A 25369-nucleotide genomic window follows, 5' to 3' on the forward strand; every position below is an offset into this window, starting at 1 on the left:
GCCTCGCGTAAGCTTGGAGGACCAAAGACCGTCGGTTGTTGGAAATCCACTCTCCTGAACATGGCTCAACTCTGTAGTTGTGCGCTGGGGACCACAGTGGCTTTCCGGACGAAGGACCCTCAACGCAGGGCGGCCGGCGCAGGTGAACGAAGCAACGCTCCATGGACAACCATGTTGAGCCAAGCCCCGTGCATCTGCGCGGGGCGTTTTTAGTTTTAGCTCTCTTGAGCGGGGACCGTCGAATACCGGCACTATCCCCGGAAGGAGGGTTATGGCAACGCCTACCAAGGTTTCAGCAGTAGCTGAGATCACTAACGATTTCAAGGAATCGAACGCCGCTGTCCTGACCGAATACCGCGGGCTCACCGTTGCACAGCTCAAGCAGCTGCGTGTTTCTCTCGGCCAGGACACCAAGTTCGCGGTCGTCAAGAACACCCTGACCGCCATTGCAGCCAAGGAAGCCGGCGTCGAAGCATTCGACGGCCAGCTTGCCGGCCCCACTGCAATCGCGTTCATCAAGGGTGACGCAGTTGCCGCTGCCAAGAGCCTGACGGATTTTGCCAAGGCCAACAAGCAGCTGGTCATCAAGACCGGCTACTTCGAGGGCAAGGCGCTGGACGCCACCGAGGTCGCCGCACTGGCTGCCCTCGAGTCCCGTGAGCTGCAGCTCGCCAAGGTTGCAGGCGTCCTCAAGGCACCTGCCGCCGCAGCCGCACGCATCATCGACGCACTGCGCCTCAAGCTTGAAGAAGAGAACGGTGCACCGGCAGCTGCCGAAGCGCCCGCCGCTGAAGAAGCCCCTGCCGCTGAAGCTGAAGCTGCCGCTGAAGCTCCCGCTGCCGAAGAGAACTAATTCTCTTTACCCCACCAGACTCCGGTGTCATTCCGGCCACGCGCCGTTGGGACACCACAACAGGAAGGACGCCTACCATGGCGAAGCTCAGCAACGAAGAGCTCATTGAAGCTTTCAAGGAACTGACCATCATCGAGCTCTCCGAGTTCGTCAAGCTCTTCGAAGAGACCTTCGAAGTTACCGCCGCTGCTGTTGCAGTTGCCGGCCCCGCCGGTGGCGGAGCTGCTGAAGAGGTTGAAGAGAAGACCGACTTCGACGTCATCCTCGAATCTGCCGGTGACAAGAAGATCGCAGTCATCAAGGAAGTTCGCGCCATCACCTCCCTCGGCCTCAAGGAAGCCAAGGACCTGGTTGACAGCGCCCCCAAGGCTGTTCTCGAAGGCGCCAACAAGGAAGCTGCCGAGAAGGCCAAGGAGCAGCTCGAGGCTGCAGGCGCCACCGTTACCCTCAAGTAACAACGCCTTTCCTTCGGAAACCCCGTCCACTTCGGTGGGCGGGGTTTCCTGCTTTAACGGCAGCGCTTCGTTTCAGGACGGCTCGCTGATGTCCGCCACCACTGCGCCCAGCGCCGCGGTCAGGGCATCGGCGTCCACGAACGCGCTGTAGCCGTGCGCCCCGGCGCCCATCGAGATGCGCCGCCCGGTGATCGTGGTGTCCGCGTAAACAGGCCACGCGGTGGTACTGCCCAGCGGCGTAATGGTGCCCCGTTCGTATCCGGTAGCCTCCAGCGCAGTTCCCGCGGGCGGCAGCGACAACTTATTCACCCCCACCAGGGCACGGAGCTTGGGCCAGGAAATCTGCCGGTCCCCGGGAATCAGGGCGAAGAGGAACGTCCCGTCCTTGTGCTTGACCACCAGGGACTTGACGATGTCCGCCGGTGTGATCCCAAGGACCTCCGCAGCCTCTTCCAGGCTCTTGGCGGCCGGCCTTTCCACCACATCAACCTGCAGGCCGCGGGCTGCGGCGTCGGCCAGGAACCGTTCCCGTCCGACGCCGTCCGTCCCGTGTCCGGGTTGCCCCGCCATCAGTCGCGGTACAGCAGGAGGGCTTCGCCCTGGCCGCCGCCGCCGCACAGGGACACGGCAGCTTTGCCCGTGCCACGCCGTTTCAGTTCATGGGCCGCATGGGCAGCCAGTCGGGCCCCCGAGGCGCCGATCGGATGACCCAAAGCGATGGCGCCGCCGTGGATATTGCACTTCTCCAGCGGATAATCCAGGTCCTTCAGGGACTGCACGGCCACCGACCCGAATGCTTCGTTGATTTCGATGAAGTCAAGGTCGGACGTGGTCCACCCCGCCTTGCCCAGGGCATTCATGATGGCGTTGGAGGGCTGGGAATGCAGGGAATTGTCGGGGCCGGCCACCTGTCCCGGCTTCCCCACCACCGCAAGGTACTCAAGCCCGTGCTCCTCCGCATAGCTGCGGGAGGCAAGCACCAAGGCGGCCGCGCCATCGGACAGGGGAGAGGAGTTGCCTGCGGTGATGGTGCCATCGGTGACGAACGCAGCGCGAAGGCCGGCCAGTGATTCGATGGAGGTATTGGGGCGGACCCCTTCATCGGTATCCACCACCAGCGGCTCGCCCTTGCGCTGCTTGACGCTGATGGGTGCGATCTCGCCGTCGAAGGTTCCGTTCTTTGCCGCAAGCGCGGCGCGCTGGTGCGACTGGGCGGCGACGTTGTCCTGCGAAATGCGGTCGATCCCCAGCGATAGGTTCCGGGTTTCGGTGGACAAGCCCATGGATTCACCGTCAAAGGCATCGGTCAGCCCGTCATGGGCGGCTGCGTCCAGGGCCTGGATGGAGCCGTACGTCCAGCCCTGGCGTGAGCCGGGAAGCAGGTGCGGTGCACGGCTCATCGACTCCTGGCCGCCGGCAACCACCACCGCGGCCTCACCCGCGCGGATCATCCGGGCGGCATCGATCACCGCGGTGAGGCCGGAGAGGCATACCTTGTTGACGGTCACGCCGGGAACATTCCACCCAACGCCGGCGCCAATGGCACTTTGCCGGGCGGGGTTCTGGCCGGCTCCTGCCTGCAGGACCTGGCCCATGATGACGGCCTCCACATCGGCTGTGCCGACGCCGCTGGCTGCCAGGGCGGCCCTGATGGCGTGGGCGCCAAGATCCACGGCGGTGAGGCTGGACAGCTGGCCGTTGATCCGTCCCTGCGGAGTACGCGCGGCCCCGAGGATGACAACATCGTTGCTGTGTGGGGAGATGTCCATGGTTACCACTTTCAGTCCGGGTTCGGTCTAAGCCACCAAGGCTATCGTGAGCCTGGTCACCCAACTATTCAAACGCTTGGCGGGCTATGTGCATTCCTGGCCCGGCCCCTGCCCCGCCGGGTCCGGTGATGGGGGAGGGGAGGGGTTTCCACCCGCTGGGTTATGCACGACGGCGCGCGCTTGCGTAGGGTGGACGGCGAGGCTTTGCAGGGGGACGCGCTTTGCAGGGGACGCCAGGTCCGGAGCCGGGGATGGACGGAGCGACATCGTGAAGAAGACACTTACTGCGGCGGCCATCGCCGCCTGTACGCTGGCGGGTGGCGCATTGGCAGGGTGCTCGGTATCCGCGCCGGCGCCCGCTGAAACCACCCAGGCGGCCGCAGCGCCGACGCCAACGGATACCGGCAGGGCAGGCAGCAGCGCCGCTGCCACCACCGGGTCGGGAAGCGTTGCTGCCGGGGGCACCAAGGAAGCCTGCGAACTCTTCAACAAGCTGGTGGCCGACTATGCTGCAGTTTCCCCCACCGATTCCCAGGGCTACGAGGACGTCTACTCCAAGGCCCAGGATGCCAAGGACTCTGTTTCGGGGGACCTGAAGGGGCTGTTCGCCTCGCTGAGCCTGCTGGCCATCGACCGCTCCTCGGCTGCTGATTCCGGGGGGAAGCCGTCCCAGGAATCAGAGGATGCGGTGCGGGACGCCGTCTTTGCGAATGCCGGTACCTGCACGGCGGAGGGCGTCACCCTGCGTCTCTAGGGGGCAGGCGTCCGGCAAGGAGGTGCCGGGCAGGGGTGCTTGCAATCCGGCGGGACTTGGGGTAGACACGTAGGTTGTTTTGCCGTATCGTAGATATTTGCGTCTTCCCTGTTTACCTTCAGCCTTCATATAGCGGTGGGCTTTGCCCGGCAGCTGGCAATCAACGTGCCGTAACAACGGTCACAGCATAGCCAGTCCGGGCCCCGGGTCATATAGCGGAACCGGATGGTAGCGCTGCGGAGTCACTCCGCAGGGTGCACAGCGGGGGAGATCTGAAAACGCCTGAAGGTCTGTGGAAGGATCCCTCTTGGTCGCCTCGAGCACCTCTAATAACGAAACCGCTAACACTGCCGACAGCACTGATGGTGCCACTCGCCGGCTCTCATTCGCAAAGATTCACGAACCTCTTGACGTTCCGAATCTGCTTGCCCTGCAGACGGACAGCTTTGACTGGCTGGTCGGCAATGAGCGCTGGCAGGCACGCGTGGCAAAGGCTGTCGAAGAAAACGATCTCAGCGTCGCCACCACGTCCGGCCTGTCGGACATCTTCGAAGAGATCTCCCCGATCGAAGACTTCCAGGGCACCATGTCCCTGAGCTTCTCCGATCCGGAGTTCGCTGACCCCAAGTACACCATGGCCGAGTGCAAGGACCGGGACGCAACGTACTCGGCTCCGCTGTACGTCAAGGCCGAATTCATGAACAACAACACGGGCGAAATCAAGCAGCAGACCGTGTTCATGGGTGACTTCCCGCTGATGACCGAGAAGGGCACCTTCGTCGTCAACGGCACCGAGCGTGTCGTCGTCTCCCAGCTGGTCCGTTCGCCGGGTGCATACTTTGAGCGCGCCGCCGACAAGACCAGCGACAAGGACATCTTCACCGCCAAGATCATCCCGTCCCGCGGCGCCTGGTTCGAACTCGAAATCGACAAGCGCGACCAGGTCGGCGTCCGCCTCGACCGCAAGCGCAAGCAGTCGGTCACCGTCCTGCTGAAGGCCCTCGGCTGGACCGAAGGCCAGATCCTCGAAGAGTTCGGCCAGTACGACTCCATGCGGGCAACCCTGGAGAAGGACGCCACCGAAACCCGCGAAGACGCCCTGCTGGACATCTACCGCAAGCTGCGTCCGGGCGAGCCGCCCACCGTCGAGGCTGCCCAGTCACTGCTGGACAACCTGTACTTCAACTCCAAGCGCTACGATCTGGCCAAGGTTGGCCGCTACAAGATCAACCGCAAGCTGGGCATCGACCGCTCCCTTGGCGACAAGGAAGCCTCGGTCCTGCATGTTGAAGACATCGTCGCCATGATCAAGTTCCTCGTCGCGCTGCACGCCGGCGAGAAGACCATCAAGGGCACCCGCGATGGCCAGGAAGTGGACCTGCGCGTCGAGATCGACGACATTGACCACTTCGGCAACCGCCGCATCCGCGCCGTTGGCGAGCTCATCGAGAACCAGGTCCGCACCGGCCTGTCCCGCATGGAGCGCGTTGTCCGCGAGCGTATGACCACCCAGGACGTCGAGGCCATCACGCCGCAGACCCTGATCAACATCCGCCCCGTGGTTGCAGCCATCAAGGAGTTCTTCGGAACCTCCCAGCTGTCGCAGTTCATGGACCAGAACAACCCGCTCTCGGGCCTGACCCACAAGCGCCGCCTGTCGGCCCTTGGCCCCGGTGGTCTGTCCCGTGACCGCGCCGGCATGGAAGTCCGTGACGTGCACCCGTCCCACTACGGACGTATGTGCCCCATCGAAACCCCTGAAGGCCCGAACATTGGCCTCATCGGTTCGCTGGCTTCATACGGACGCATCAACCCGTTCGGCTTCATCGAGACCCCGTACCGGCTGGTCAAGGACGGCGTCGTTTCCGACGACGTCCAGTACCTGACCGCCGACGACGAGGCCGAGGTCCTGATCGCCCAGGCCAACGCCCCGCTCGATGAGAACAAGAAGTTCGCCGAAGAGACCGTCCTGGTCCGTGCCCGCGGTGGTGGAGGCGAGCCCGTGCTGGTTCCCGCCGCCGACGTCGAGTTCATGGACGTTTCCCCGCGCCAGATGGTGTCCGTGGCTACCGCCCTGATCCCGTTCCTGGAGCACGACGACGCCAACCGCGCACTCATGGGTGCCAACATGCAGCGCCAGGCTGTGCCGCTGGTCCGTTCCGAGGCCCCCTTCGTGGGCACCGGCATGGAGCGCGCCGCCGCCGTCGACGCCGGCGACGTTGTCATCGCCAAGAAGGCCGGTGTGGTCACCGAGGTCTCCGCTGAGCTCGTCATCATGCTCAACGACGACGGCACCGAGACCAACTACCGCATCAACAAGTTCGCCCGCTCCAACCAGGGCAACTGCTACAACCACCGCGTCCTGGTGAACGAAGGCCAGCGCCTCGAAGTTGGCGGCATCATCGCCGACGGCCCGGCAACGGACCAGGGCGAGCTCGCTCTGGGCAAGAACCTGCTCGTGGCATTCATGTCATGGGAAGGCCACAACTTCGAGGACGCCATCATCCTCTCGCAGCGCATCGTTGCCGAGGACGTCCTTTCCTCCATCCACATCGAGGAGCACGAGATCGATGCCCGCGACACCAAGCTTGGTGCCGAGGAAATCACCCGTGACATCCCCAACGTGTCCGAGGAAGTCCTGGCCGGCCTGGACGAGCGCGGCATCATCCACATCGGTGCCGAGGTTGAAGCAGGGGACATCCTGGTCGGAAAGGTCACCCCTAAGGGTGAAACCGAACTGACCCCGGAAGAGCGCCTGCTGCGCGCCATCTTCGGTGAGAAGTCCCGCGAAGTCCGCGACACCTCCCTGAAGGTTCCCCACGGCGAGTCCGGAACCGTCATCGGCGTGCGCGTCTTCGACCGCGACAACGACGACGAGCTGCCCCCGGGCGTGAACCAGCTGGTCCGCGTCTACGTGGCCGCCAAGCGCAAGATCACCGACGGCGACAAGCTCGCCGGCCGTCACGGCAACAAGGGTGTTATCTCCAAGATCCTCCCGATCGAGGACATGCCCTTCCTTGCCGACGGCACCCCCGTTGACATCGTCCTGAACCCGCTGGGTGTTCCGGGCCGTATGAACGTGGGCCAGGTGCTCGAAACGCACCTCGGCTGGGTTGCCAAGACCGGTTGGAAGATCGAAGGCGAGCCCGAGTGGGTCAAGCAGCTGCCGAACCTGCCGCGCGAGAGTGGTCCCACCACTGTTGCCACGCCGGTGTTCGACGGTGCCCGCGAAGAAGAAATCACGGGCCTGCTCGATTCCACCAACGTGACCCGCGACGGTGACCGCCTGATCAACTCCTCGGGCAAGACCCGCCTGTTTGACGGCCGCTCCGGCGAGCCGTTCCCGGATCCGATCTCGGTCGGCTACATGTACATCCTGAAGCTCCACCACCTGGTGGACGACAAGATCCACGCCCGCTCCACCGGCCCGTACTCCATGATCACGCAGCAGCCGCTGGGTGGTAAGGCACAGTTCGGTGGCCAGCGGTTCGGTGAAATGGAAGTGTGGGCGCTCGAAGCTTACGGCGCCGCCTACACGCTCCAGGAACTCCTCACGATCAAGTCCGATGACATCCACGGCCGCGTGAAGGTCTACGAGGCGATCGTCAAGGGCGAGAACATCCCCGAGCCAGGCGTTCCCGAATCCTTCAAGGTCTTGATCAAGGAAATGCAGTCGCTGTGCCTGAACGTGGAAGTTCTTTCCACGGACGGAACCACAATTGAAATGCGTGACTCTGATGACGCAGTCTTCACGGCTGCGGAAGAACTGGGCATCGATCTGTCTCGCGCAGAGCCCAGCTCCGTAGAAGAGGTTTAGCAGGCGGGCGTACGACGACGGGTGACCACCCGCCGTCGTACCCCACCTCCCTCATCCCGCACCAAGACTTCAGAATTTAGAGAACAAGAGAGAACAGGGACCATATGTCCAGCGAATCCTCCTTCGGCCTCATGCAGATCGGCCTCGCCACCGCGGAAGACATCCGCGGCTGGTCGTACGGCGAGGTTAAGAAGCCGGAAACCATCAACTACCGCACGCTCAAGCCCGAGAAGGACGGCCTCTTCTGCGAGAAGATCTTCGGCCCGTCCCGCGACTGGGAATGCTACTGCGGCAAGTACAAGCGCGTGCGCTTCAAGGGCATCATCTGTGAGCGCTGTGGCGTTGAAGTCACCCGCGCCAAGGTCCGCCGTGAGCGCATGGGCCACATCGAACTGGCCGCCCCCGTCACGCACATCTGGTACTTCAAGGGTGTCCCGTCCCGCCTGGGCTACCTCCTTGACCTGGCCCCGAAGGACCTCGAAAAGGTCATCTACTTCGCTGCCTACATGATCACCAGCGTCGACGAGGCTGCACGCCACGAGGAACTGCCCAACCTGCAGGTTGAGCACGACATCGAGAAGAAGCAGCTGATCGACAACCGCGATGCCGACATCGCCGCGATCGCCCGCGACCTCGAAGGCGAAATCGCACGCCTTGAGGGCGAAGGCGCCAAGGCTGCCGACAAGAAGAAGGCCCGCGACTCCGCCGACCGCCAGATGGCCAACGTGCGCAAGCGTGCCGACGCCGACATCGAGCGCCTCGAGCAGGTCTGGGACCGCTTCAAGAACCTGAAGGTCGCTGACCTCGAAGGTGACGAAGGCCTGTACCGCGAACTGCGCGACCGCTACGGCATGTACTTCGAGGGCTCCATGGGTGCCGAGGCCATCAAGAAGCGCCTCGAGAACTTCGACATGCAGGCCGAGTCCGACCTGCTGCGCGACATCATTGCCAACGGCAAGGGCCAGCGCAAGACCCGTGCCCTGAAGCGCCTGAAGGTGGTCAACGCGTTCCTGACCACCAACAACAGCCCGCTCGGCATGGTCCTCGACGCCGTCCCGGTGATCCCGCCGGAACTGCGCCCCATGGTCCAGCTGGACGGTGGCCGCTTCGCGACCTCCGACCTCAACGACCTGTACCGCCGTGTGATCAACCGCAACAACCGCCTCAAGCGACTGCTTGACCTGGGTGCTCCGGAGATCATCGTCAACAACGAGAAGCGCATGCTTCAGGAAGCTGTTGACAGCCTCTTCGACAACGGCCGCCGCGGCCGCCCAGTCACCGGACCGGGCAACCGCCCGCTGAAGTCACTGAGCGACATGCTCAAGGGCAAGCAGGGCCGGTTCCGCCAGAACCTCCTCGGCAAGCGCGTCGACTACTCGGGCCGTTCGGTCATCGTCGTCGGCCCGCAGCTGAAGCTGCACCAGTGCGGCCTGCCCAAGCAGATGGCCCTGGAGCTCTTCAAGCCGTTCGTGATGAAGCGCCTGGTTGACCTCAACCACGCCCAGAACATCAAGTCCGCCAAGCGGATGGTGGAGCGCTACCGCCCGCAGGTCTGGGACGTGCTCGAAGAGATCATCACCGAACACCCGGTGCTGCTCAACCGTGCACCTACCCTGCACCGCCTGGGCATCCAGGCGTTCGAGCCGCAGCTCGTTGAAGGCAAGGCAATCCAGCTGCACCCGCTGGTTTGTGGCGCCTTCAACGCCGACTTCGACGGCGACCAGATGGCAGTCCACCTGCCGCTGAGCCCCGAAGCCCAGGCTGAGGCCCGCATCCTGATGCTGTCCTCGAACAACATCCTGAAGCCCTCTGACGGACGCCCGGTCACCCTGCCTTCGCAGGATATGATCATCGGCCTGTACCACCTGACCACCAAGCGGAAGGGTTCCGCCGGCGAAGGCAGGATCTTCTCCTCCGTCTCGGAAGCCATCATGGCGTTCGATGCACGCGAGCTGCACCTGAACTCGCAGGTCAAGATCCGGCTCGAAGGGTTCGTCCCCTACGCCGGTTGGGAAGCCCCGGAAGGCTGGGAGCCCGGTCAGCCGGCACTCGTCCAGACCTCCCTGGGCCAGGTTGTGTTCAACCAGACCCTCCCCGAGGACTACCCGTGGGTTGAAGCCGTTGCCGACAAGGGCGAACTCTCCCGGATCGTCAACGACCTCGCCGAGCGCTACCCCAAGGTTGTCACCGCGGCAACCCTGGACAACCTGAAGGATGCCGGTTTCTACTGGGCCACCCGCTCGGGCGTCACCGTCGCCATCTCCGACATTGAAGTTCCTGCTGCCAAGCCGGAAATCCTTGCCGGGTACGAGGAACGCGCCGCCAAGATCCAGGGCCAGTACGACAAGGGCCTGATCGACGACGACGAGCGCCGCCAGGAACTGATCGAGATCTGGAACAAGGCAACCAACGACATCGCTTCGGTGATGCGCGAAAGCCTGTCCCCGATGAACACCATCAACCGCATGGTGTCCTCCGGTGCACGTGGTAACTGGATGCAGGTCCGCCAGATCGCGGGTATCCGTGGCCTGGTGGCCAACCCGAAGGGTGAAATCATCCCGCGCCCCATCAAGTCTTCGTACCGCGAAGGCCTGTCGGTGCTGGAATACTTCATCGCTACGCACGGTGCCCGTAAGGGCCTGGCCGATACCGCTCTGCGTACCGCCAACTCGGGTTACCTGACCCGTCGTCTGGTGGACGTCTCGCAGGACGTCATCGTCCGTGAAGAGGACTGCGGCACTGAGCGTGGCCTGGTCACGCCCATCGCCGTCGCCGACTCCAACGGTGAACTGGTTCTGGACGAGAACGTCGAGAACAGCGCCTACGCACGGACGCTGGCCGTCGACGTCGTGGACTCCGAGGGCGACGTCCTCGCAGCCGCCGGCACCGACTGCGGCGACGTCGTCATCGACGAGCTCTTCAAGGCCGGCATCACCGAGGTCAAGGTCCGCTCCGTACTCACCTGTGAGTCCAGCGTCGGAACCTGTGCCCTGTGCTATGGCCGTTCACTGGCCACCGGCAAGACCGTGGACATCGGCGAGGCCGTGGGCATCATCGCCGCACAGTCCATCGGTGAGCCCGGTACCCAGCTGACCATGCGTACGTTCCACACCGGTGGTGCTGTTTCCGCCGGCGGTGGCGACGACATCACCCAGGGTCTGCCCCGTATCCAGGAGCTCTTCGAAGCCCGTACTCCGAAGGGTGTCGCACCGATTGCTGAAGCAGCCGGCCGCATCACCATCGAAGAGTCCGAGCGCCAGATGCGCCTGGTCATCACCCCCGATGACGGAACGGAAGAGATCGCCTACCCGGTCCTCCGCCGTTCACGCCTGCTGATCGAGGACGGCGACCACGTCGCTGTTGGCCAGAAGCTGATCAACGGGCCGGTCGACCCCAAGCAGGTCCTGCGCATCATGGGTCCGCGTGCGGCACAGAAGTTCCTCGTGGACGAAGTGCAGGGCGTGTACCGCAGCCAGGGCATCGGTATCCACGACAAGCACGTCGAGGTTATCGTCCGCCAGATGCTGCGCCGCGTCACGGTCATCGAGTCCGGCGAATCGGACCTGCTGCCCGGCGAGCTCGCCGAGCGCAGCCGCTTCGAGGATGCCAACCGCCGCGTTGTGTCCGAGGGCAAGACTCCGGCTTCCGGACGTCCTGAGCTCATGGGCATCACCAAGGCGTCGCTGGCCACCGAGTCCTGGCTGTCCGCAGCTTCCTTCCAGGAGACCACCCGCGTCCTGACGCAGGCGGCCATGGAAGGCAAGAGCGATCCGCTGCTCGGCCTCAAGGAGAACGTCATCATCGGTAAGCTGATCCCGGCCGGCACGGGCCTCCCGCGCTACACCGAGGTCACCGTGGAGCCCACTGAGGAAGCAAAGGCCAACCTGTTCACCGGCCCCAGCGCGTTCAGTGACTTCTCGTACGACACCCTGGGCGGTGACGGAGCTCCCGAGTTCCACGCCATCCCGCTGGATGACTACGACCTGGGCAGCGACTTCCGGTAACCAGCCCTGCGAAGGCCCCGTTTCTCTTCGGCAGTTTGCCGGGGAGGGGCGGGGCCTTTCGTATACACCCGATTAAGCCCCGGGATCAAGCCGTGCTAGACTTGTGTGTAATTGTTCTGAGTGGCAGTGGATGAAGGCCGCCGCAGCATCATTTTGGTTTTGTTCTCATGATGCTGGGTGTGAGCTTGTTTCCGGGTTGCGGGTAAGGTGCGCAACGAATGCCACCATTTTGCACGCCTAGGCAAGATTCAAGATCCCAGGGCTGCAGGGACAACGCCAAAACCGGAGCAGAGACGGCTGACGCCTGAATGTTCCGGTAGAGATCAAACCAACGGAGAACACGAGAGTGCCTACGATTAACCAGCTGGTCCGTAAGGGCCGCACGCCTAAGGTCTCAAAGACCAAGGCTCCCGCGCTTAAGGGCAGCCCCATGCGCCGCGGTGTTTGCACCCGCGTCTACACCACCACCCCGAAGAAGCCGAACTCGGCTCTGCGTAAGGTGGCGCGTGTGCGCCTCAACGGCGGCGTGGAAGTTACCGCCTACATCCCCGGTGTTGGCCACAACCTGCAGGAGCACTCCATTGTGCTCGTTCGCGGTGGTCGTGTTAAGGACCTTCCGGGTGTCCGCTACAAGATCGTCCGTGGCGCCCTTGATACCCAGGGTGTGAAGAACCGTAAGCAGGCCCGGAGCCGCTACGGCGCAAAGATGGAGAAGAAGTAATATGCCTCGCAAGGGTCCGGCCCCCAAGCGGCCGCTCGTCTCGGATCCGGTATACGGTTCCCCGCTGGTAACCCAGCTCATCAACAAGGTGCTTGTTGACGGCAAGAAGTCCACTGCAGAGCGCATCGTCTACGGTGCACTCGAAGGCGCACGCGCCAAGTCCGGTGGCGACCCCGTCGCAGCCCTGAAGAAGGCCATGGACAACGTCAAGCCTTCTCTCGAGGTCCGCTCACGCCGCGTTGGTGGCGCTACCTACCAGGTTCCGGTTGAGGTCAAGCCGGGCCGCTCCACCGCACTCGCCCTGCGGTGGCTGGTTGGCTACTCCAAGGCCCGCCGTGAGAAGACGATGACCGAACGCCTCCAGAACGAAATCCTGGACGCGTCCAACGGTCTCGGTGCCGCTGTGAAGCGTCGCGAAGACACCCACAAGATGGCCGAGTCCAACAAGGCCTTCGCACACTACCGCTGGTAATACTCCCGGGCGCCGCCGGCTCAACCGAGCCGGCGGCGAACGTGTAGTCCATCCCAAAAGGAGACCCCGTGGCACAGGACGTGCTTACCGACCTTAGTAAGGTCCGCAACATCGGCATCATGGCCCACATTGATGCCGGCAAGACCACCACCACCGAGCGCATCCTGTTCTACACGGGTGTGAACCACAAGATCGGCGAAACGCACGACGGCGCTTCGACCACCGACTGGATGGAACAGGAAAAGGAACGCGGCATCACCATCACGTCTGCCGCCGTGACCTGCTTCTGGGAAAACAACCAGATCAACATCATCGACACCCCCGGCCACGTGGACTTCACGGTTGAGGTTGAGCGCTCCCTGCGCGTCCTCGACGGTGCAGTTGCCGTCTTCGATGGCAAGGAAGGCGTTGAGCCGCAGTCCGAGACTGTTTGGCGCCAGGCGGACAAGTACAACGTTCCGCGTATCTGCTTCGTCAACAAGATGGACAAGCTCGGTGCTGACTTCTACTTCACCGTAGACACCATCATCAGCCGCCTCGGTGCCAAGCCGCTGGTCATGCAGCTGCCCATCGGCGCTGAGAACGACTTCATCGGCGTCGTGGACCTGCTCTACATGCGTGCACTGGTGTGGCCCGGCGACGCCAAGGGCGACGTGACCATGGGTGCCAAGTACGAGATCCGCGAGATCCCGGCTGACCTCCAGGAAAAGGCCGAGGAGTACCGCGCGAACCTCGTTGAGACGGTCGCCGAGTCCTCCGAGGAACTCATGGAGAAGTACCTCGAGGGCGAAGAGATCTCGATCGACGAGCTCAAGGCCGGCATCCGCAAGATGACCATCAACTCCGAGCTCTACCCGATCTTCTGCGGTTCCGCCTTCAAGAACCGTGGCGTTCAGCCGATGCTCGACGCTGTTGTGGACTACCTGCCGAACCCGCTGGACGTTCCCCCGATGGTGGGCCACGATCCCCGCGACGAGGAGAAGGAACTGACCCGCAAGCCTTCCGCTGAAGAGCCGTTCTCGGCCCTGGCGTTCAAGATTGCGGCACACCCCTTCTTCGGCCAGCTCACCTTCATCCGCGTGTACTCCGGTCACGTGGAAGCAGGCGCCCAGGTGGTCAACTCCACCAAGGGCAAGAAGGAGCGCATCGGCAAGCTGTTCCAGATGCACGCCAACAAGGAAATGCCCGTTGAGGGCGCTACCGCCGGCCACATCTACGCAGCCATCGGTCTGAAGGACACCACCACGGGCGACACGCTGTGCGATGCCAACAACCAGATCGTGCTCGAGTCCATGAGCTTCCCGGAGCCCGTGATCTCGGTTGCCATCGAGCCGAACACCAAGGGTGACCAGGAGAAGCTCTCCACGGCCATCCAGAAGCTCTCCGCTGAGGACCCCACCTTCCAGGTGTCCCTCAACGAAGACACCGGCCAGACCATCATCGCCGGCATGGGCGAGCTCCACCTGGACATCCTGGTGGACCGCATGCGCCGCGAATTCAAGGTCGAGGCAAACGTGGGCAAGCCCCAGGTTGCGTACCGCGAAACCATCAAGCGCGCCGTGGAACGCCACGACTACACGCACAAGAAGCAGACCGGTGGTTCGGGTCAGTTCGCAAAGATCCAGATTGCCATCGAGCCGCTGGACACCGCCGAGGGCGAGCTGTACGAGTTCGAGAACAAGGTCACTGGTGGCCGCGTTCCGCGCGAGTACATCCCGTCTGTTGACGCGGGCATCCAGGATGCACTGAACGACGGCGTCCTGGCCGGTTACCCGGTTGTCGGCATCAAGGCCACGCTGATCGACGGCGCGTACCACGATGTTGACTCTTCGGAAATGGCGTTCAAGATCGCCGGCCGTATGGCTTTCAAGGAAGCTGCACGCAAGGCGAACCCGGTTCTGCTCGAACCGCTGATGGATGTCGAGGTCCGCACCCCTGAGGAATACATGGGTGAAGTTATCGGTGACCTCAACTCCCGCCGTGGCCAGATGCAGTCCATGGAAGATGCCCAGGGCGTCAAGGTCATCCGTGCGCACGTTCCGCTGTCCGGCATGTTCGGCTACATCGGTGACCTGCGTTCCAAGACCCAGGGCCGCGCTGTGTACTCCATGACGTTCAACAGCTACGCCGAGGTCCCGAAGGCAGTTGCCGACGAGATCATCCAGAAGTCCCGCGGCGAGTAGTCCTTCCGGACTTTCGAAGCGAACACCTCGGTCGCACCGTCCGCCAGCGGACAGCGTGGCCGGTGCAGGTGGCCGGTCCGGCCGGAGTTGATCCGGCCGGACCGGCGCCTGCACGAACAGGCTCAGGGGATTAGTATTAGTTCCTGAATCTGCAAATTTCACCAATCCAAAGCCCCCAAGTAGACTTGCCTGAGTTCTACCGCGATAAGCGCGGCTGGAGGGCAAGCTATTTGAAAACGTTCTAGGAGGAACCTGTGGCAAAGGCAAAGTTCGAGCGGACTAAGCCGCACGTCAACATCGGCACCATTGGTCACGTTGACCACGGTAAGACGACGCTGACGGCCGCCATTTCCAAGGTGCTGTACGACAAGTACCCGGATCTCAACGAGAAGCGTGACTTCGCGTCGATTGACTCTGCACCCGAAGAGCGTCAGCGCGGTATTACCATCAACATCTCCCACGTGGAGTACCAGACCGAGAAGCGTCACTACGCACACGTTGACGCCCCCGGCCACGCTGACTACATCAAGAACATGATCACCGGTGCTGCTCAGATGGACGGCGCAATCCTCGTGGTTGCCGCTACTGACGGCCCGATGGCTCAGACCCGTGAGCACGTTCTGCTCGCCCGCCAGGTTGGTGTTCCCTACCTGCTGGTCGCGCTGAACAAGGCTGACATGGTCGATGACGAGGAACTCCTCGACCTGGTCGAAATGGAAGTTCGTGAGCTCCTCAGCTCGCAGGGCTTCGATGGCGACAACGCTCCGGTTGTCCGCGTTTCCGGCCTGAAGGCCCTGGAAGGCGACCCCGAGTGGGTCAAGTCCGTTGAGGACCTGATGGCTGCTGTCGACGAGTCCGTTCCGGACCCCGTACGTGACCGCGACAAGCCGTTCCTGATGCCGATCGAAGACGTCTTCACGATCACCGGCCGTGGCACCGTTGTTACGGGCCGCGCCGAGCGTGGAACCCTCGCCATCAACTCCGAGGTCGAGATCGTCGGCATCCGCCCGGTCCAGAAGACCACGGTTACCGGTATCGAGATGTTCCACAAGCAGCTCGACGAAGCATGGGCCGGCGAGAACTGTGGCCTCCTGCTCCGCGGTCTGAAGCGCGACGATGTCGAGCGTGGCCAGGTTGTCGTCAAGCCGGGTTCCATCACCCCGCACACCGACTTCGAGGCCAACGTCTACATCCTCTCCAAGGACGAAGGCGGACGTCACAACCCGTTCTACTCCAACTACCGCCCGCAGTTCTACTTCCGTACCACGGACGTAACCGGCGTTATCACCCTGCCCGAGGGCACGGAAATGGTTATGCCTGGCGACAACACTGAGATGACCGTTGCGCTCATCCAGCCCATCGCTATGGAAGAGGGCCTCGGCTTCGCTATCCGCGAAGGCGGCCGCACCGTTGGTTCGGGACGCGTTACCAAGATCATCAAGTAGTACTTGCTGATCATGGATCCAGCCGGCCCCGGCCGGCAATGAATCCGAAGAAAGCCCCGCTGCCCCAGGCAGCGGGGCTTTCTTTTTGCCCTTTTATGCCCTGCCCTGCCAAGGATGCCGGCACGGGCCGCTGGTACTGTTGCAGGACTGAAAGGAGATCACCATGGGGTGGCTTATTTTCCTGATCATCGCGGTGGCCGTCGTGGCCGGGGTGTTCTGGGTGAGACGGAACTTCCGGCATGAAATTGACCGGGCCAAGCGGATCAACAGGGCTAACAAAAACCAGTAGGGGAGCGGGCCCCCGGTTTTGCTGGTGGTCCTTATTCCTACTTTTCGGTATACCTAAATTCGCGCTATCCTCGTCTTACTGACGCCGCAACGACGAGGACACAACATGGCTGCTTCAACCATGGCCGTAGAGGCCGGCTCCGCCAGGATGTGGTCCCGCCTGCTGCTGCTCGGGCCGGCGTTTGTAGCAGCCATCGCGTACGTGGATCCGGGAAACGTGGCGGCGAACCTGACTGCAGGCGCAAACTTCGGATACCTGCTCGTCTGGGTACTGGTTGCCGCGAATGCCATGGCCGTGCTGATCCAGTACCAGTCAGCAAAGCTCGGACTCGCCACCGGAATGAGCCTGCCGGAAATCCTCGGCGCACGCCTGGGCACCCGCCGGCGGCGTGCCTACTGGGTCCAGGCTGAGGTCGTAGCCGGAGCTACGGATATGGCTGAAGTCATCGGTGGTGCTGTTGCCCTCAACCTGCTCTTCGGCCTTCCGCTGTTGACGGGTGGAGTTATCATCGGGCTGGCGTCCATGCTGCTGCTGACGCTCCAGTCACGCCGGAGCCAGAAGTCCTTCGAGGCGGCCATCCTGGCCCTGCTTGGCGTCATCGCCGTCGGATTTGTCTCCGGCCTGTTCGTGGCACCGCCGGATGCCGGTGGTGCACTGGCAGGCCTGGTGCCACGGTTCGAAGGAACCGACACCGTCCTGCTGGCCGCCAGCATGCTCGGGGCCACGGTGATGCCCCATGCGATCTACCTGCACTCCGCCCTGGCCCGGGACCGGCATGGCTTCTCCGAAGATCCGGCCGTCAGGACGCGGCTGATCCGCGCCACCCGCGTGGATGTGGCCGGAGCCTTGCTCCTGGCCGGAATCGTCAACATCGCCATGCTGCTCCTTGCGGCCACAAGTCTCCGGGGCGTGGAGGGTACGGACACCATCGCCGGGGCCCACGCGGCGGTGACGTCGGCTCTGGGGCCGGTCATCGGCGTCGCCTTCGCTGTGGGGCTCCTGGCCTCAGGCCTGGCGTCCACGTCGGTGGGCTGCTACGCGGGGGCCACCATCATGGGCGGCCTGCTGAAGGTGAGGATTCCACTGCTGGTCCGGCGGACACTGACGCTGGTACCCGCCCTGCTGGTCCTTGGTGCCGGAATTGAACCGACGCTGGCCCTGGTCCTCAGCCAGGTGCTCCTGAGTTTTGGCATCCCGTTCGCGCTTATTCCCCTGATCCGGCTCACCGGCAGCCGGAAAGTAATGGGCATCCATGCGGATTCAACGGCACTTCGCATCGCCGGATGGACCAGTGCCACCCTGATCGTGGGACTGAACTGCGTGCTGATCTTCCTCACGGTGCTGGGGCACCAATGACCTGCCGCCGGTGGGCCGCCGTCGTGCCCGCCGCTTAGTCCTGCCGCTGGTCCCGCGCCCGGGACAGTCCCTGGTACCAGTAGAAGGACCGCTTGGGGGTGCGCTCCAGCGAATCGAAGTCCACATGCACCAGTCCGAACCGCTGGGAGTAGCCCGCTGCCCACTCGAAGTTGTCCATGAGTGTCCACACGTAGTAGCCGCGCAGGTCCACACCCTCCGCAATGCCTCCCGGCGCGGTCGCATCAAGGGCAGCCCCCAGATGGCCTGCAAGGTAGTCCACCCGGTCAGCATCTTCCAGGGTGTCTGAAACCTTGTCAGGTTCAGGGAAGCTGGCGCCGCCCTCAGTGATGTAGACGGGCGGAAGCGCCTCTCCGTAGCGGTCCCGCATTTCCCTCAGCACGACGCCCAGATGCTCCGGCGCCACGGGCCACCCGAAGCCGGTGCTGCCGTACTCCGGGTAGCCCACTTCGTGGAAGGGAAGCTTGGCCAGCTCTTGGTGCATATCCGCGGGCAAGGGGGTGATGCCCGGTCCCAGTGCCACCTTGACCGGGAAGTAGTAATTCAGCCCGTAGAAGTCCAGTGGCTGGTGGATGGTCTTGAGGTCGGCGTCGGAGATCCGGCCAATGGAGCGCAGCCAGGGCTTGGCGTAAAGGGGAAGCGTGGGGTACCGGCCCAGCAGCACGGGATCGGCGTAGAGCCTGTTCATCAGCAGGTCGTACAGGTGTGCGACCAGCCGGTCACCGATCTTCCGGCTGGCGGGCCTGACCGGGGAGTGCAGGTTGGTCAGGCCAATGCCGCCCTTGACACCGGCGGCCCGCAGCGTCTGCACGCCAAGCCCATGCGCCAGGAGCTGGTTGTGGATGGCGGGGAGCGCGTCGAACATAAGACGGCGCCCCGGGGCATGCACTCCCAGTGCGTAGCCGTTGAGGGTGACGGAGACCGGTTCGTTGAGGGTCACCCACTGGTCCACGCGGTCGCCGAACCGGTCACCGGCAGCGCGGGCGTATTCCCCGAACCGTTCGGCAGTGTCGCGGTTGAGCCAGCCGCCACGCTGCTCCAGCGGCAGGGGAGTGTCCCAGTGGTACAGCGTGGCCATGGGGGAGATCCCGGCGTCCAGGAGCTGGTCGATCAGGCGGTCATAGAAGTCCAGGCCCTCGGCATTGAAACCGCCCCGGCCGTCGGGTTGGATGCGGGGCCAGGAAAGCGAGAACCGGTAGGAGTCCACACCGAGTTCCTTCAGCAGCGCAACGTCCTCCGGCAGCCGGTTGTAGTGGTCGCATGCCACCGAGGGGGAGTGGCCATCCATGATGGCACCCGGTTTCTCCGCGAAGGCATCCCACCCGGATGGTCCGCGGCCCCCGGCCTTGAGTGCGCCTTCGATCTGGAACGCCGCGGCAGCAACACCCAGGGTGAACGACGGCGGTACGCGCCCGGCCAGGTCCGTCACCGATTCAGTACCTTCCAAGGTCATTCCCCTATCATCCAACCGGTTTCTTTTCGCTGCAACGGCCGCCCGGAGGCCTGAAAGGATGCCAATTCGCATCTGCCAGGCTTTTCCGGCATACTAGATGAGTTGTTCAAGCGCTTCTTCGCGTCCCGATCCGGATAATGCCGGGTGCAGGGTCCAAGTTGAAGACCAAACATAACCCACCCCAATGGAATTGCGGATTTGTATGCGTGTTCAGCGCGACACGCCCGACCGCGGGGGTCGGTTGCGCCGGCAAGGTGAGGAACCCGGATTTATCCGGATTCAGTTTGTGCGGCGGATGGTGGTTACGACCTCAAATGCTTCGGCAGCCATACAACGAGTAAGTGAACAGGGCAGCCCTAAACCGGGGAAGCACAGACTGAAAGAGAGTCAGGCGACATGGCGGGACAAAAAATCCGCATCCGGCTGAAGTCATACGACCACGAGGTCATTGACGTTTCAGCACGGAAGATCGTTGAGACGGTCACGCGCGCAGGCGCAACGGTAGTTGGCCCCGTGCCGCTGCCTACGGAGAAGAACGTGTACTGCGTTATCCGCTCTCCGCACAAGTACAAGGACAGCCGCGAGCACTTTGAAATGCGCACGCACAAGCGTCTTATCGACATCATCGATCCCACGCCGAAGGCTGTTGATTCGCTCATGCGTCTCGACCTGCCGGCTGACGTGAACATCGAAATCAAGCTGTAGGGAGGTGCTGAGAGACTATGACCGCAACCCGTAACGTAAAGGGCCTGCTGGGCACGAAGCTCGGCATGACCCAGGTCTGGGACGAGAACAACAAGCTCATCCCCGTCACTGTGGTCCAGGCAGATTCGAACGTCATCACCCAGCTGCGCAACGCAGATGTTGATGGCTACGTCGCCGTTCAGATCGGCTACGGCCAGATCGATCCCCGCAAGGTCACCAAGCCGCTGGCTGGTCACTTTGAAAAGGCAGGCGTCACGCCTCGCCGCCACGTCGTCGAACTTCGTACCGCAGATGCTGCAGAGTACGAGCTGGGCCAGGAGCTCTCCGTAGAGGTCTTCGAAGCCGGCCAGAAGATCGACGTCGTCGGGACCACCAAGGGTAAGGGCTTCGCCGGTGTTATGAAGCGTCACGGCTTCCACGGCGTTGGCGCTTCCCACGGTGCCCACAAAAACCACCGTAAGCCCGGTTCAATCGGTGGCGCATCCACCCCGAGCCGCGTCTTCAAGGGCATGAAAATGGCCGGCCGCATGGGCGCCGTTCGTCACACCACGCTGAACCTCACGGTCCACGCGGTTGACGTCGAGAAGTCGCTGCTCCTGATCAAGGGTGCCGTCCCCGGCGCCCGCGGCCAGGTCGTCTTCGTACGCACCGCCGTGAAGGGAGCCTAGTTCAATGGCTAACACTGTCCAGGTTGACCTGCCTGCAGAGATCTTCGACGTTCAGACCAACGTGCCGCTGCTGCACCAGGTCGTCGTTGCCCAGCTCGCTGCTGCACGCCAGGGTACCCACAAGACCAAGACCCGCGCTGAAGTTTCCGGTGCAGGACGCAAGCCGTTCAAGCAGAAGGGCACCGGCCGCGCCCGTCAGGGTTCAATCCGTGCTCCCCACATGACCGGCGGTGGCGTTGTCCACGGTCCCACCCCGCGTGACTACAGCCAGCGCACCCCCAAGAAGATGATTGCTGCTGCACTGCGCGGCGCACTGTCTGACCGGGCCCGTAACGGTCGTATCCATGTTGTTGCCGATCTGGTTGAAGGCACCAAGCCCTCCGCCAAGAACGCTCTGGCAACGCTCCGCGGTGTTTCCGACCGCAAGAACCTGCTGGTAGTCATCGAGCGCGATAACGACGTTGCTGCACTGTCCGTGCGCAACCTCGCCGGCGTTCACGTTCTGTACGCAGACCAGCTGAACACCTACGACGTTCTCGTCTCTGATGACGTTGTCTTCACCAAGGCTGCCTACGACGCATTCGTTGCCGCTAAGGCAGCTAAGAACGAGGAGGATGCCAAGTGAGTGCAGCCACCATCAAGGATCCCCGCGACGTCGTGCTTGCACCCGTCGTGTCGGAAAAGAGCTACGGCCTGATCGACGAGGGCAAGTACACCTTCCTGGTGGACCCCCGTTCGAACAAGACCGAGATCAAGCTGGCCGTGGAGAAGATTTTCTCCGTCAAGGTCGAATCGATCAACACCATCAACCGTGCCGGTAAGCGCAAGCGCACCAAATTCGGATGGGGTACCCGCAAGAACACCAAGCGTGCGATTGTCACCCTCAAAGAAGGCACCATCGACATCTTCGGCGGTCCGCTCGCGTAGCGGAGACCACTTTAACGAGGAAATAAATTATGGGAATCCGTAAGTACAAGCCGACTACCCCGGGCCGTCGTGGCTCGAGCGTAGCGGACTTCACCGAAATTACGCGGTCGACGCCGGAAAAGTCGTTGGTACGTCCGCTGCCCAAAAAGGGCGGCCGTAACAACTCCGGTAAGATCACCACCCGTCACAAGGGTGGCGGACACAAGCGCCAGTACCGTCTGATCGACTTCCGTCGCCACGACAAGGACGGCGTTAACGCCCGCGTTGCCGAAATCGAGTACGATCCGAACCGCACGGCTCGCATCGCCCTCCTGCACTACGTTGATGGCACCAAGCGTTACATCATCGCTCCCAACAAGCTCTCCCAGGGTGACGTTGTCGAGGCAGGTGCCGGTGCTGACATCAAGCCCGGTAACAACCTGCCCCTGCTCAACATCCCGGTGGGTACTGTCATCCACGCAGTTGAACTGCGCCCGGGTGGCGGCGCCAAGATGGGCCGCTCCGCCGGCGCATCCATCCAGCTTGTTGCCAAGGAAGGCCGCTTCGCCCAGCTGCGTCTGCCTTCCGGCGAAATCCGCAACGTTGACGTGCGCTGCCGCGCAACCGTCGGCGAGGTCGGCAACGCCGAGCAGTCCAACATCAACTGGGGCAAGGCGGGCCGTATGCGGTGGAAGGGCGTTCGCCCGACTGTCCGTGGTGTCGCCATGAACCCGGTTGACCACCCGCACGGTGGTGGCGAGGGCAAGACGTCCGGTGGACGTAACCCCGTCAACCCGAACGGTAAGCGGGAAGGCCGCACCCGCCGCCCCAACAAAGAGAGCGACAAGCTTATTGTGCGTCGCCGTCGTACTGGCAAGAACAAGCGATAGGAGCCTGGACACATGCCACGCAGCCTGAAAAAAGGTCCTTTCGTTGACCAGCACCTCTTTGTGAAGGTAGCCAGGGAAAACGAAAAGGGCACCAAGAACGTCATCAAGACCTGGTCCCGCCGTTCGATGATCATCCCCGACATGCTCGGACACACGATCGCCGTACACGACGGACGCAAGCACATCCCGGTGTTTGTCACTGAGTCGATGGTCGGGCACAAGCTCGGCGAATTCGCTCCCACGCGGACATTCCGCGGCCATGTCAAGGACGACCGTAAGGGCAAGCGCCGCTAGGCGCCTGCGTTTACGTCAAAGACGAGAGAAGGAAAGCAATGGAAGCCAAGGCAATTGCGCGCCACATCCGCGTAACGCCTATGAAGGCCCGGCGCGTCGTCAACCTTGTTCGTGGATTGCAAGCGAATGAGGCTCTGGCAATTCTGAAGTTTGCCCCGCAGGCAGCTTCGGAGCCGGTATTCAAGGTAGTTCAGTCAGCAATCTCCAACGCCCGGGTCCTCGCGGACCGCGACGGCGTGGCGTTTGACGAAGGCGACCTCATCATCAGCGAAGCGTTTGTTGATGAAGGCCCGACCATGAAGCGGTTCCAGCCGCGTGCCCAGGGTCGTGCATTTCAGATCAAGAAGCGCACCAGCCACATCACCGTGGTAGTCGCTACCCCGGAGAAAGAGGAGGCTCGCTAAGTGGGACAGAAAGTAAACCCGCACGGGTTCCGACTCGGCATCACCACCGATCACGTATCGCACTGGTTCGCTGACAGCACCAAGGCCGGACAGCGGTACAAGGACTTCGTTCGCGAAGACATCCGCATCCGCCAGCTCATGTCCACGGGCATGGAGCGCGCCGGCATCGCCAAGGTCGAAATCGAGCGCACCCGTGACCGTGTCCGCGTGGACATCCACACGGCCCGCCCGGGTATCGTCATCGGCCGCCGTGGAGCAGAAGCAGACCGCATCCGCGGCGAGCTCGAAAAGCTCACCGGCAAGCAGGTCCAGCTGAACATCCTCGAGGTCAAGAACCCCGAGATGGAAGCACAGCTGGTTGCCCAGGGTGTTGCAGAGCAGCTGACCTCACGTGTGGCTTTCCGCCGCGCGATGAAGAAGGCCATGCAGTCCGCACAGCGTGCCGGTGCCAAGGGTATCCGTATCGCTTGCTCGGGCCGCCTGGGTGGCGCTGAAATGTCCCGCTCGGAGTTCTACCGCGAAGGCCGTGTGCCCCTGCACACCCTCCGCGCGAACATCGACTACGGCTTCTACGAAGCCAAGACCACCTTCGGCCGCATCGGCGTGAAGGTCTGGATCTACAAGGGCGACGTCACCGCCAAGGAACTGGCCGCACAGGCTGCTTCGGCACCGTCCCGCGGACCCCGTTCCGACCGTGGCGGACGTCCGGGTGGCGCTGACCGTGGTGACCGCCGTCGTCGCAACGACCGCCCGGCCGCTGACGCAGCTCCTGCTGCTGAGGCTCCGGCAGTTGAGGCTGCACCTGCAGCAGCAGAAGGAGGACAGGCTTAAATGCTTATCCCACGTCGAGTCAAGCACCGTAAGCAGCACCACCCGGGTCGCTCCGGCGCTGCTACGGGCGGCACCGAGGTCTCGTTCGGTGAGTGGGGTATCCAGGCTCTGAGCCCGGCATACGTCACCAACCGTCAGATCGAATCTGCCCGTATTGCGATGACCCGCCACATCAAGCGTGGCGGTAAGGTCTGGATCAACATTTACCCGGACCGTCCCCTGACCAAGAAGCCTGCCGAAACCCGCATGGGTTCCGGTAAGGGTTCACCGGAATGGTGGGTCGCCAACGTCAAGCCGGGCCGGGTTCTTTTCGAACTCTCCGGTGTCAATGAAGAGGTAGCTCGCGAGGCCCTGCGCCTGGCAATCCACAAGCTGCCGTTGAAGGCACGCATTGTGCGTCGCGAAGGTGGTGAGTAGAAATGGCAGTAGGATCCAAGGATCTGGCTCCCGCACAGCTGGACGGTTTCGACAACGAGCGTCTCGTTGAAGAACTCCGCAAGGCCAAGGAAGAGCTGTTCAACCTGCGTTTCCAGTCCGCCACCGGACAGCTGGAGAACCACGGCCGCCTGCGTGCAGTAAAGAAGGACATTGCACGCATCTACACCGTTCTCCGCGAACGCGAGCTGGGCATTCGTGCCGAGGTTGCCGCACCGGTTGTGGAAGCCAAGGAAGAGAAGAAGTCCAAGAAGGCTTCAACCAAGAAGGCCGACAAGGCTGAAAAGGCTGAGACCGAGGAGGACGCCAAGTGAGTGAAAAGGACCAGAACGTGACCGAAACTGCTACCGAAGCCAAGGCTGGGCAGCGCGGTTACCGCAAGACCCGCCGCGGTTACGTGGTCTCCGACAAGATGGAAAAGACCATCGTTGTCGAGGTTGAGGACCGCGTGAAGCACGCACTGTACGGCAAGGTCATCCGCCGTACCTCCAAGGTCAAGGCACACGACGAAGAGAACACCGCCGGCATCGGCGACCTCGTTGTCATCGCCGAGACCCGTCCACTGTCCGCCACCAAGAACTGGCGGCTCGTGGAAATCCTCGAAAAGGCCAAGTAGCCCCTGCTGCTTCGCTGGAGGCCCCTGTTCC

General features: G+C 62.9%; 25 protein-coding genes. 22 read left to right on the forward strand and 3 right to left on the reverse strand.

The genetic code is table 11. The features are described from left to right. Positions 1–271 precede the first annotated feature (271 nt). Positions 272–853, forward strand: coding sequence for a 50S ribosomal protein L10 (gene rplJ, locus HNO81_RS01060; protein WP_018769122.1), 582 nt, complete (start codon positions 272–274; stop codon positions 851–853). Positions 854–930: 77 nt separating this feature from the next. Beyond that, positions 931–1308, forward strand: coding sequence for a 50S ribosomal protein L7/L12 (gene rplL, locus HNO81_RS01065; protein WP_018760467.1), 378 nt, complete (start codon positions 931–933; stop codon positions 1306–1308). Positions 1309–1380: 72 nt separating this feature from the next. Here rplL and HNO81_RS01070 read toward each other — a convergent pair whose 3' ends face one another. Continuing rightward, positions 1381–1878, reverse strand: a complete 498-nt coding sequence (locus HNO81_RS01070; protein ID WP_175316308.1) for an aminoacyl-tRNA deacylase — start codon at positions 1876–1878, stop codon at positions 1381–1383. Then, complete coding sequence (locus HNO81_RS01075) at positions 1878–3077, reverse strand: acetyl-CoA C-acetyltransferase (protein ID WP_175316309.1); 1200 nt, start codon at positions 3075–3077, stop codon at positions 1878–1880. The genes HNO81_RS01070 and HNO81_RS01075 overlap by 1 nt, the downstream gene beginning before the upstream one ends. 268 nt (positions 3078–3345) lie before the next feature. On the opposite strand from HNO81_RS01075, the gene HNO81_RS01080 reads away from it, so the two are divergent. The 9 genes from HNO81_RS01080 to HNO81_RS01115 all read left to right on the forward strand — a co-directional run bounded on the left by HNO81_RS01080 (position 3346) and on the right by HNO81_RS01115 (position 18118). Beyond that, the gene (locus tag HNO81_RS01080; protein ID WP_175316310.1) at positions 3346–3831 is read left to right on the forward strand and encodes a hypothetical protein; all 486 of its coding nucleotides are present in this window, start codon (positions 3346–3348) and stop codon (positions 3829–3831) included. A 307-nt stretch (positions 3832–4138) separates the two neighbouring features. Next, the gene (rpoB, locus tag HNO81_RS01085; protein WP_175316311.1) at positions 4139–7648 is read left to right on the forward strand and encodes a DNA-directed RNA polymerase subunit beta; all 3510 of its coding nucleotides are present in this window, start codon (positions 4139–4141) and stop codon (positions 7646–7648) included. Positions 7649–7752: 104 nt separating this feature from the next. Next, positions 7753–11652, forward strand: a complete 3900-nt coding sequence (locus tag HNO81_RS01090; RefSeq protein WP_175316312.1) for a DNA-directed RNA polymerase subunit beta' — start codon at positions 7753–7755, stop codon at positions 11650–11652. A 346-nt stretch (positions 11653–11998) separates the two neighbouring features. Beyond that, positions 11999–12373, forward strand: a complete 375-nt coding sequence (gene rpsL, locus HNO81_RS01095; RefSeq protein WP_009358312.1) for a 30S ribosomal protein S12 — start codon at positions 11999–12001, stop codon at positions 12371–12373. Position 12374: 1 nt separating this feature from the next. Beyond that, the gene (gene rpsG, locus HNO81_RS01100; protein ID WP_003803829.1) at positions 12375–12845 is read left to right on the forward strand and encodes a 30S ribosomal protein S7; all 471 of its coding nucleotides are present in this window, start codon (positions 12375–12377) and stop codon (positions 12843–12845) included. 68 nt (positions 12846–12913) lie between these two features. Continuing rightward, positions 12914–15028: an elongation factor G gene (gene fusA / locus HNO81_RS01105; RefSeq protein WP_110541331.1), complete on the forward strand. Its 2115-nt coding sequence runs from the start codon at positions 12914–12916 to the stop codon at positions 15026–15028. Positions 15029–15282: 254 nt separating this feature from the next. Further along, the gene (gene tuf / locus HNO81_RS01110) at positions 15283–16473 is read left to right on the forward strand and encodes an elongation factor Tu (protein WP_141159762.1); all 1191 of its coding nucleotides are present in this window, start codon (positions 15283–15285) and stop codon (positions 16471–16473) included. A 163-nt stretch (positions 16474–16636) separates the two neighbouring features. After that, positions 16637–16762 carry a hypothetical protein gene (locus HNO81_RS20270; protein WP_256398176.1) on the forward strand — a complete coding sequence of 42 codons (126 nt, stop codon included), beginning with the start codon at positions 16637–16639 and terminating at the stop codon, positions 16760–16762. 105 nt (positions 16763–16867) lie between these two features. Next, on the forward strand, positions 16868–18118 hold the full coding sequence (locus HNO81_RS01115) for an Nramp family divalent metal transporter (protein ID WP_175316313.1): 1251 nt from the start codon (positions 16868–16870) through the stop codon (positions 18116–18118). A 34-nt stretch (positions 18119–18152) separates the two neighbouring features. Here HNO81_RS01115 and HNO81_RS01120 read toward each other — a convergent pair whose 3' ends face one another. Continuing rightward, positions 18153–19589: a GH1 family beta-glucosidase gene (locus HNO81_RS01120; RefSeq protein ID WP_175316314.1), complete on the reverse strand. Its 1437-nt coding sequence runs from the start codon at positions 19587–19589 to the stop codon at positions 18153–18155. Positions 19590–19985: 396 nt separating this feature from the next. Here HNO81_RS01120 and rpsJ point away from each other — a divergent pair, with 396 nt between their 5' ends. Genes rpsJ through rpsQ form a run of 11 tightly spaced genes read left to right on the forward strand, consistent with a single transcriptional unit; the run spans position 19986 to position 25338 of the window. Next, positions 19986–20294 (forward strand): 30S ribosomal protein S10, encoded by a 309-nt coding sequence (rpsJ, locus tag HNO81_RS01125; protein WP_003803825.1) that lies wholly within the window; start codon positions 19986–19988, stop codon positions 20292–20294. Positions 20295–20311: 17 nt separating this feature from the next. Further along, a complete protein-coding gene (gene rplC, locus HNO81_RS01130) occupies positions 20312–20962 on the forward strand; it encodes a 50S ribosomal protein L3 (protein ID WP_175316315.1) in 651 nt (216 codons plus the stop codon). 4 nt (positions 20963–20966) lie between these two features. After that, the gene (gene rplD / locus HNO81_RS01135) at positions 20967–21587 is read left to right on the forward strand and encodes a 50S ribosomal protein L4 (protein WP_175316316.1); all 621 of its coding nucleotides are present in this window, start codon (positions 20967–20969) and stop codon (positions 21585–21587) included. Continuing rightward, positions 21584–21889, forward strand: coding sequence for a 50S ribosomal protein L23 (rplW, locus tag HNO81_RS01140; RefSeq protein WP_011692807.1), 306 nt, complete (start codon positions 21584–21586; stop codon positions 21887–21889). Before rplD ends, rplW begins: the two co-directional genes overlap by 4 nt. Positions 21890–21918: 29 nt before the next feature. Next, the gene (gene rplB, locus HNO81_RS01145) at positions 21919–22758 is read left to right on the forward strand and encodes a 50S ribosomal protein L2 (RefSeq protein WP_159631363.1); all 840 of its coding nucleotides are present in this window, start codon (positions 21919–21921) and stop codon (positions 22756–22758) included. 12 nt (positions 22759–22770) lie between these two features. Further along, complete coding sequence (rpsS, locus tag HNO81_RS01150; protein WP_003803803.1) at positions 22771–23052, forward strand: 30S ribosomal protein S19; 282 nt, start codon at positions 22771–22773, stop codon at positions 23050–23052. A gap of 38 nt (positions 23053–23090) precedes the next feature. Further along, entirely contained in the window at positions 23091–23456 is a 366-nt protein-coding gene (gene rplV, locus HNO81_RS01155) for a 50S ribosomal protein L22 (protein ID WP_009358304.1), read from the forward strand. Continuing rightward, positions 23457–24287 (forward strand): 30S ribosomal protein S3, encoded by an 831-nt coding sequence (gene rpsC, locus HNO81_RS01160; RefSeq protein ID WP_056075369.1) that lies wholly within the window; start codon positions 23457–23459, stop codon positions 24285–24287. After that, positions 24288–24704, forward strand: a complete 417-nt coding sequence (gene rplP, locus HNO81_RS01165) for a 50S ribosomal protein L16 (RefSeq protein WP_015937848.1) — start codon at positions 24288–24290, stop codon at positions 24702–24704. A 2-nt stretch (positions 24705–24706) separates the two neighbouring features. Next, positions 24707–25036, forward strand: coding sequence for a 50S ribosomal protein L29 (gene rpmC / locus HNO81_RS20315; RefSeq protein WP_018769136.1), 330 nt, complete (start codon positions 24707–24709; stop codon positions 25034–25036). Continuing rightward, positions 25033–25338 carry a 30S ribosomal protein S17 gene (gene rpsQ, locus HNO81_RS01175; protein WP_043454607.1) on the forward strand — a complete coding sequence of 102 codons (306 nt, stop codon included), beginning with the start codon at positions 25033–25035 and terminating at the stop codon, positions 25336–25338. Before rpmC ends, rpsQ begins: the two co-directional genes overlap by 4 nt. Positions 25339–25369 lie beyond the last annotated feature (31 nt).

Source organism: Pseudarthrobacter sp. C4D7 (genome assembly GCF_013359725.1).
Taxonomy (GTDB): Bacteria; Actinomycetota; Actinomycetes; order Actinomycetales; family Micrococcaceae; genus Arthrobacter.

Excerpts from the sequence above, each read along its gene's own strand:
- rplJ (WP_018769122.1), top strand. The coding sequence starts at position 272 with ATGGCAACGCCTACCAAGGTTTCAGCAGTAGCTGAGATCACTAACGAT.
- rplL (WP_018760467.1), top strand. The coding sequence starts at position 931 with ATGGCGAAGCTCAGCAACGAAGAGCTCATTGAAGCTTTCAAGGAACTG.
- HNO81_RS01070 (WP_175316308.1), bottom strand. The coding sequence starts at position 1,878 with ATGGCGGGGCAACCCGGACACGGGACGGACGGCGTCGGACGGGAACGG.
- HNO81_RS01075 (WP_175316309.1), bottom strand. The coding sequence starts at position 3,077 with ATGGACATCTCCCCACACAGCAACGATGTTGTCATCCTCGGGGCCGCG.
- HNO81_RS01090 (WP_175316312.1), top strand. The coding sequence starts at position 7,753 with ATGTCCAGCGAATCCTCCTTCGGCCTCATGCAGATCGGCCTCGCCACC.
- rpsG (WP_003803829.1), top strand. The coding sequence starts at position 12,375 with ATGCCTCGCAAGGGTCCGGCCCCCAAGCGGCCGCTCGTCTCGGATCCG.
- HNO81_RS20270 (WP_256398176.1), top strand. The coding sequence starts at position 16,637 with ATGGGGTGGCTTATTTTCCTGATCATCGCGGTGGCCGTCGTGGCCGGG.
- HNO81_RS01115 (WP_175316313.1), top strand. The coding sequence starts at position 16,868 with ATGGCTGCTTCAACCATGGCCGTAGAGGCCGGCTCCGCCAGGATGTGG.
- HNO81_RS01120 (WP_175316314.1), bottom strand. The coding sequence starts at position 19,589 with ATGACCTTGGAAGGTACTGAATCGGTGACGGACCTGGCCGGGCGCGTA.
- rpsJ (WP_003803825.1), top strand. The coding sequence starts at position 19,986 with ATGGCGGGACAAAAAATCCGCATCCGGCTGAAGTCATACGACCACGAG.
- rplC (WP_175316315.1), top strand. The coding sequence starts at position 20,312 with ATGACCGCAACCCGTAACGTAAAGGGCCTGCTGGGCACGAAGCTCGGC.
- rplD (WP_175316316.1), top strand. The coding sequence starts at position 20,967 with ATGGCTAACACTGTCCAGGTTGACCTGCCTGCAGAGATCTTCGACGTT.
- rplB (WP_159631363.1), top strand. The coding sequence starts at position 21,919 with ATGGGAATCCGTAAGTACAAGCCGACTACCCCGGGCCGTCGTGGCTCG.
- rpsS (WP_003803803.1), top strand. The coding sequence starts at position 22,771 with ATGCCACGCAGCCTGAAAAAAGGTCCTTTCGTTGACCAGCACCTCTTT.
- rplV (WP_009358304.1), top strand. The coding sequence starts at position 23,091 with ATGGAAGCCAAGGCAATTGCGCGCCACATCCGCGTAACGCCTATGAAG.
- rplP (WP_015937848.1), top strand. The coding sequence starts at position 24,288 with ATGCTTATCCCACGTCGAGTCAAGCACCGTAAGCAGCACCACCCGGGT.
- rpmC (WP_018769136.1), top strand. The coding sequence starts at position 24,707 with ATGGCAGTAGGATCCAAGGATCTGGCTCCCGCACAGCTGGACGGTTTC.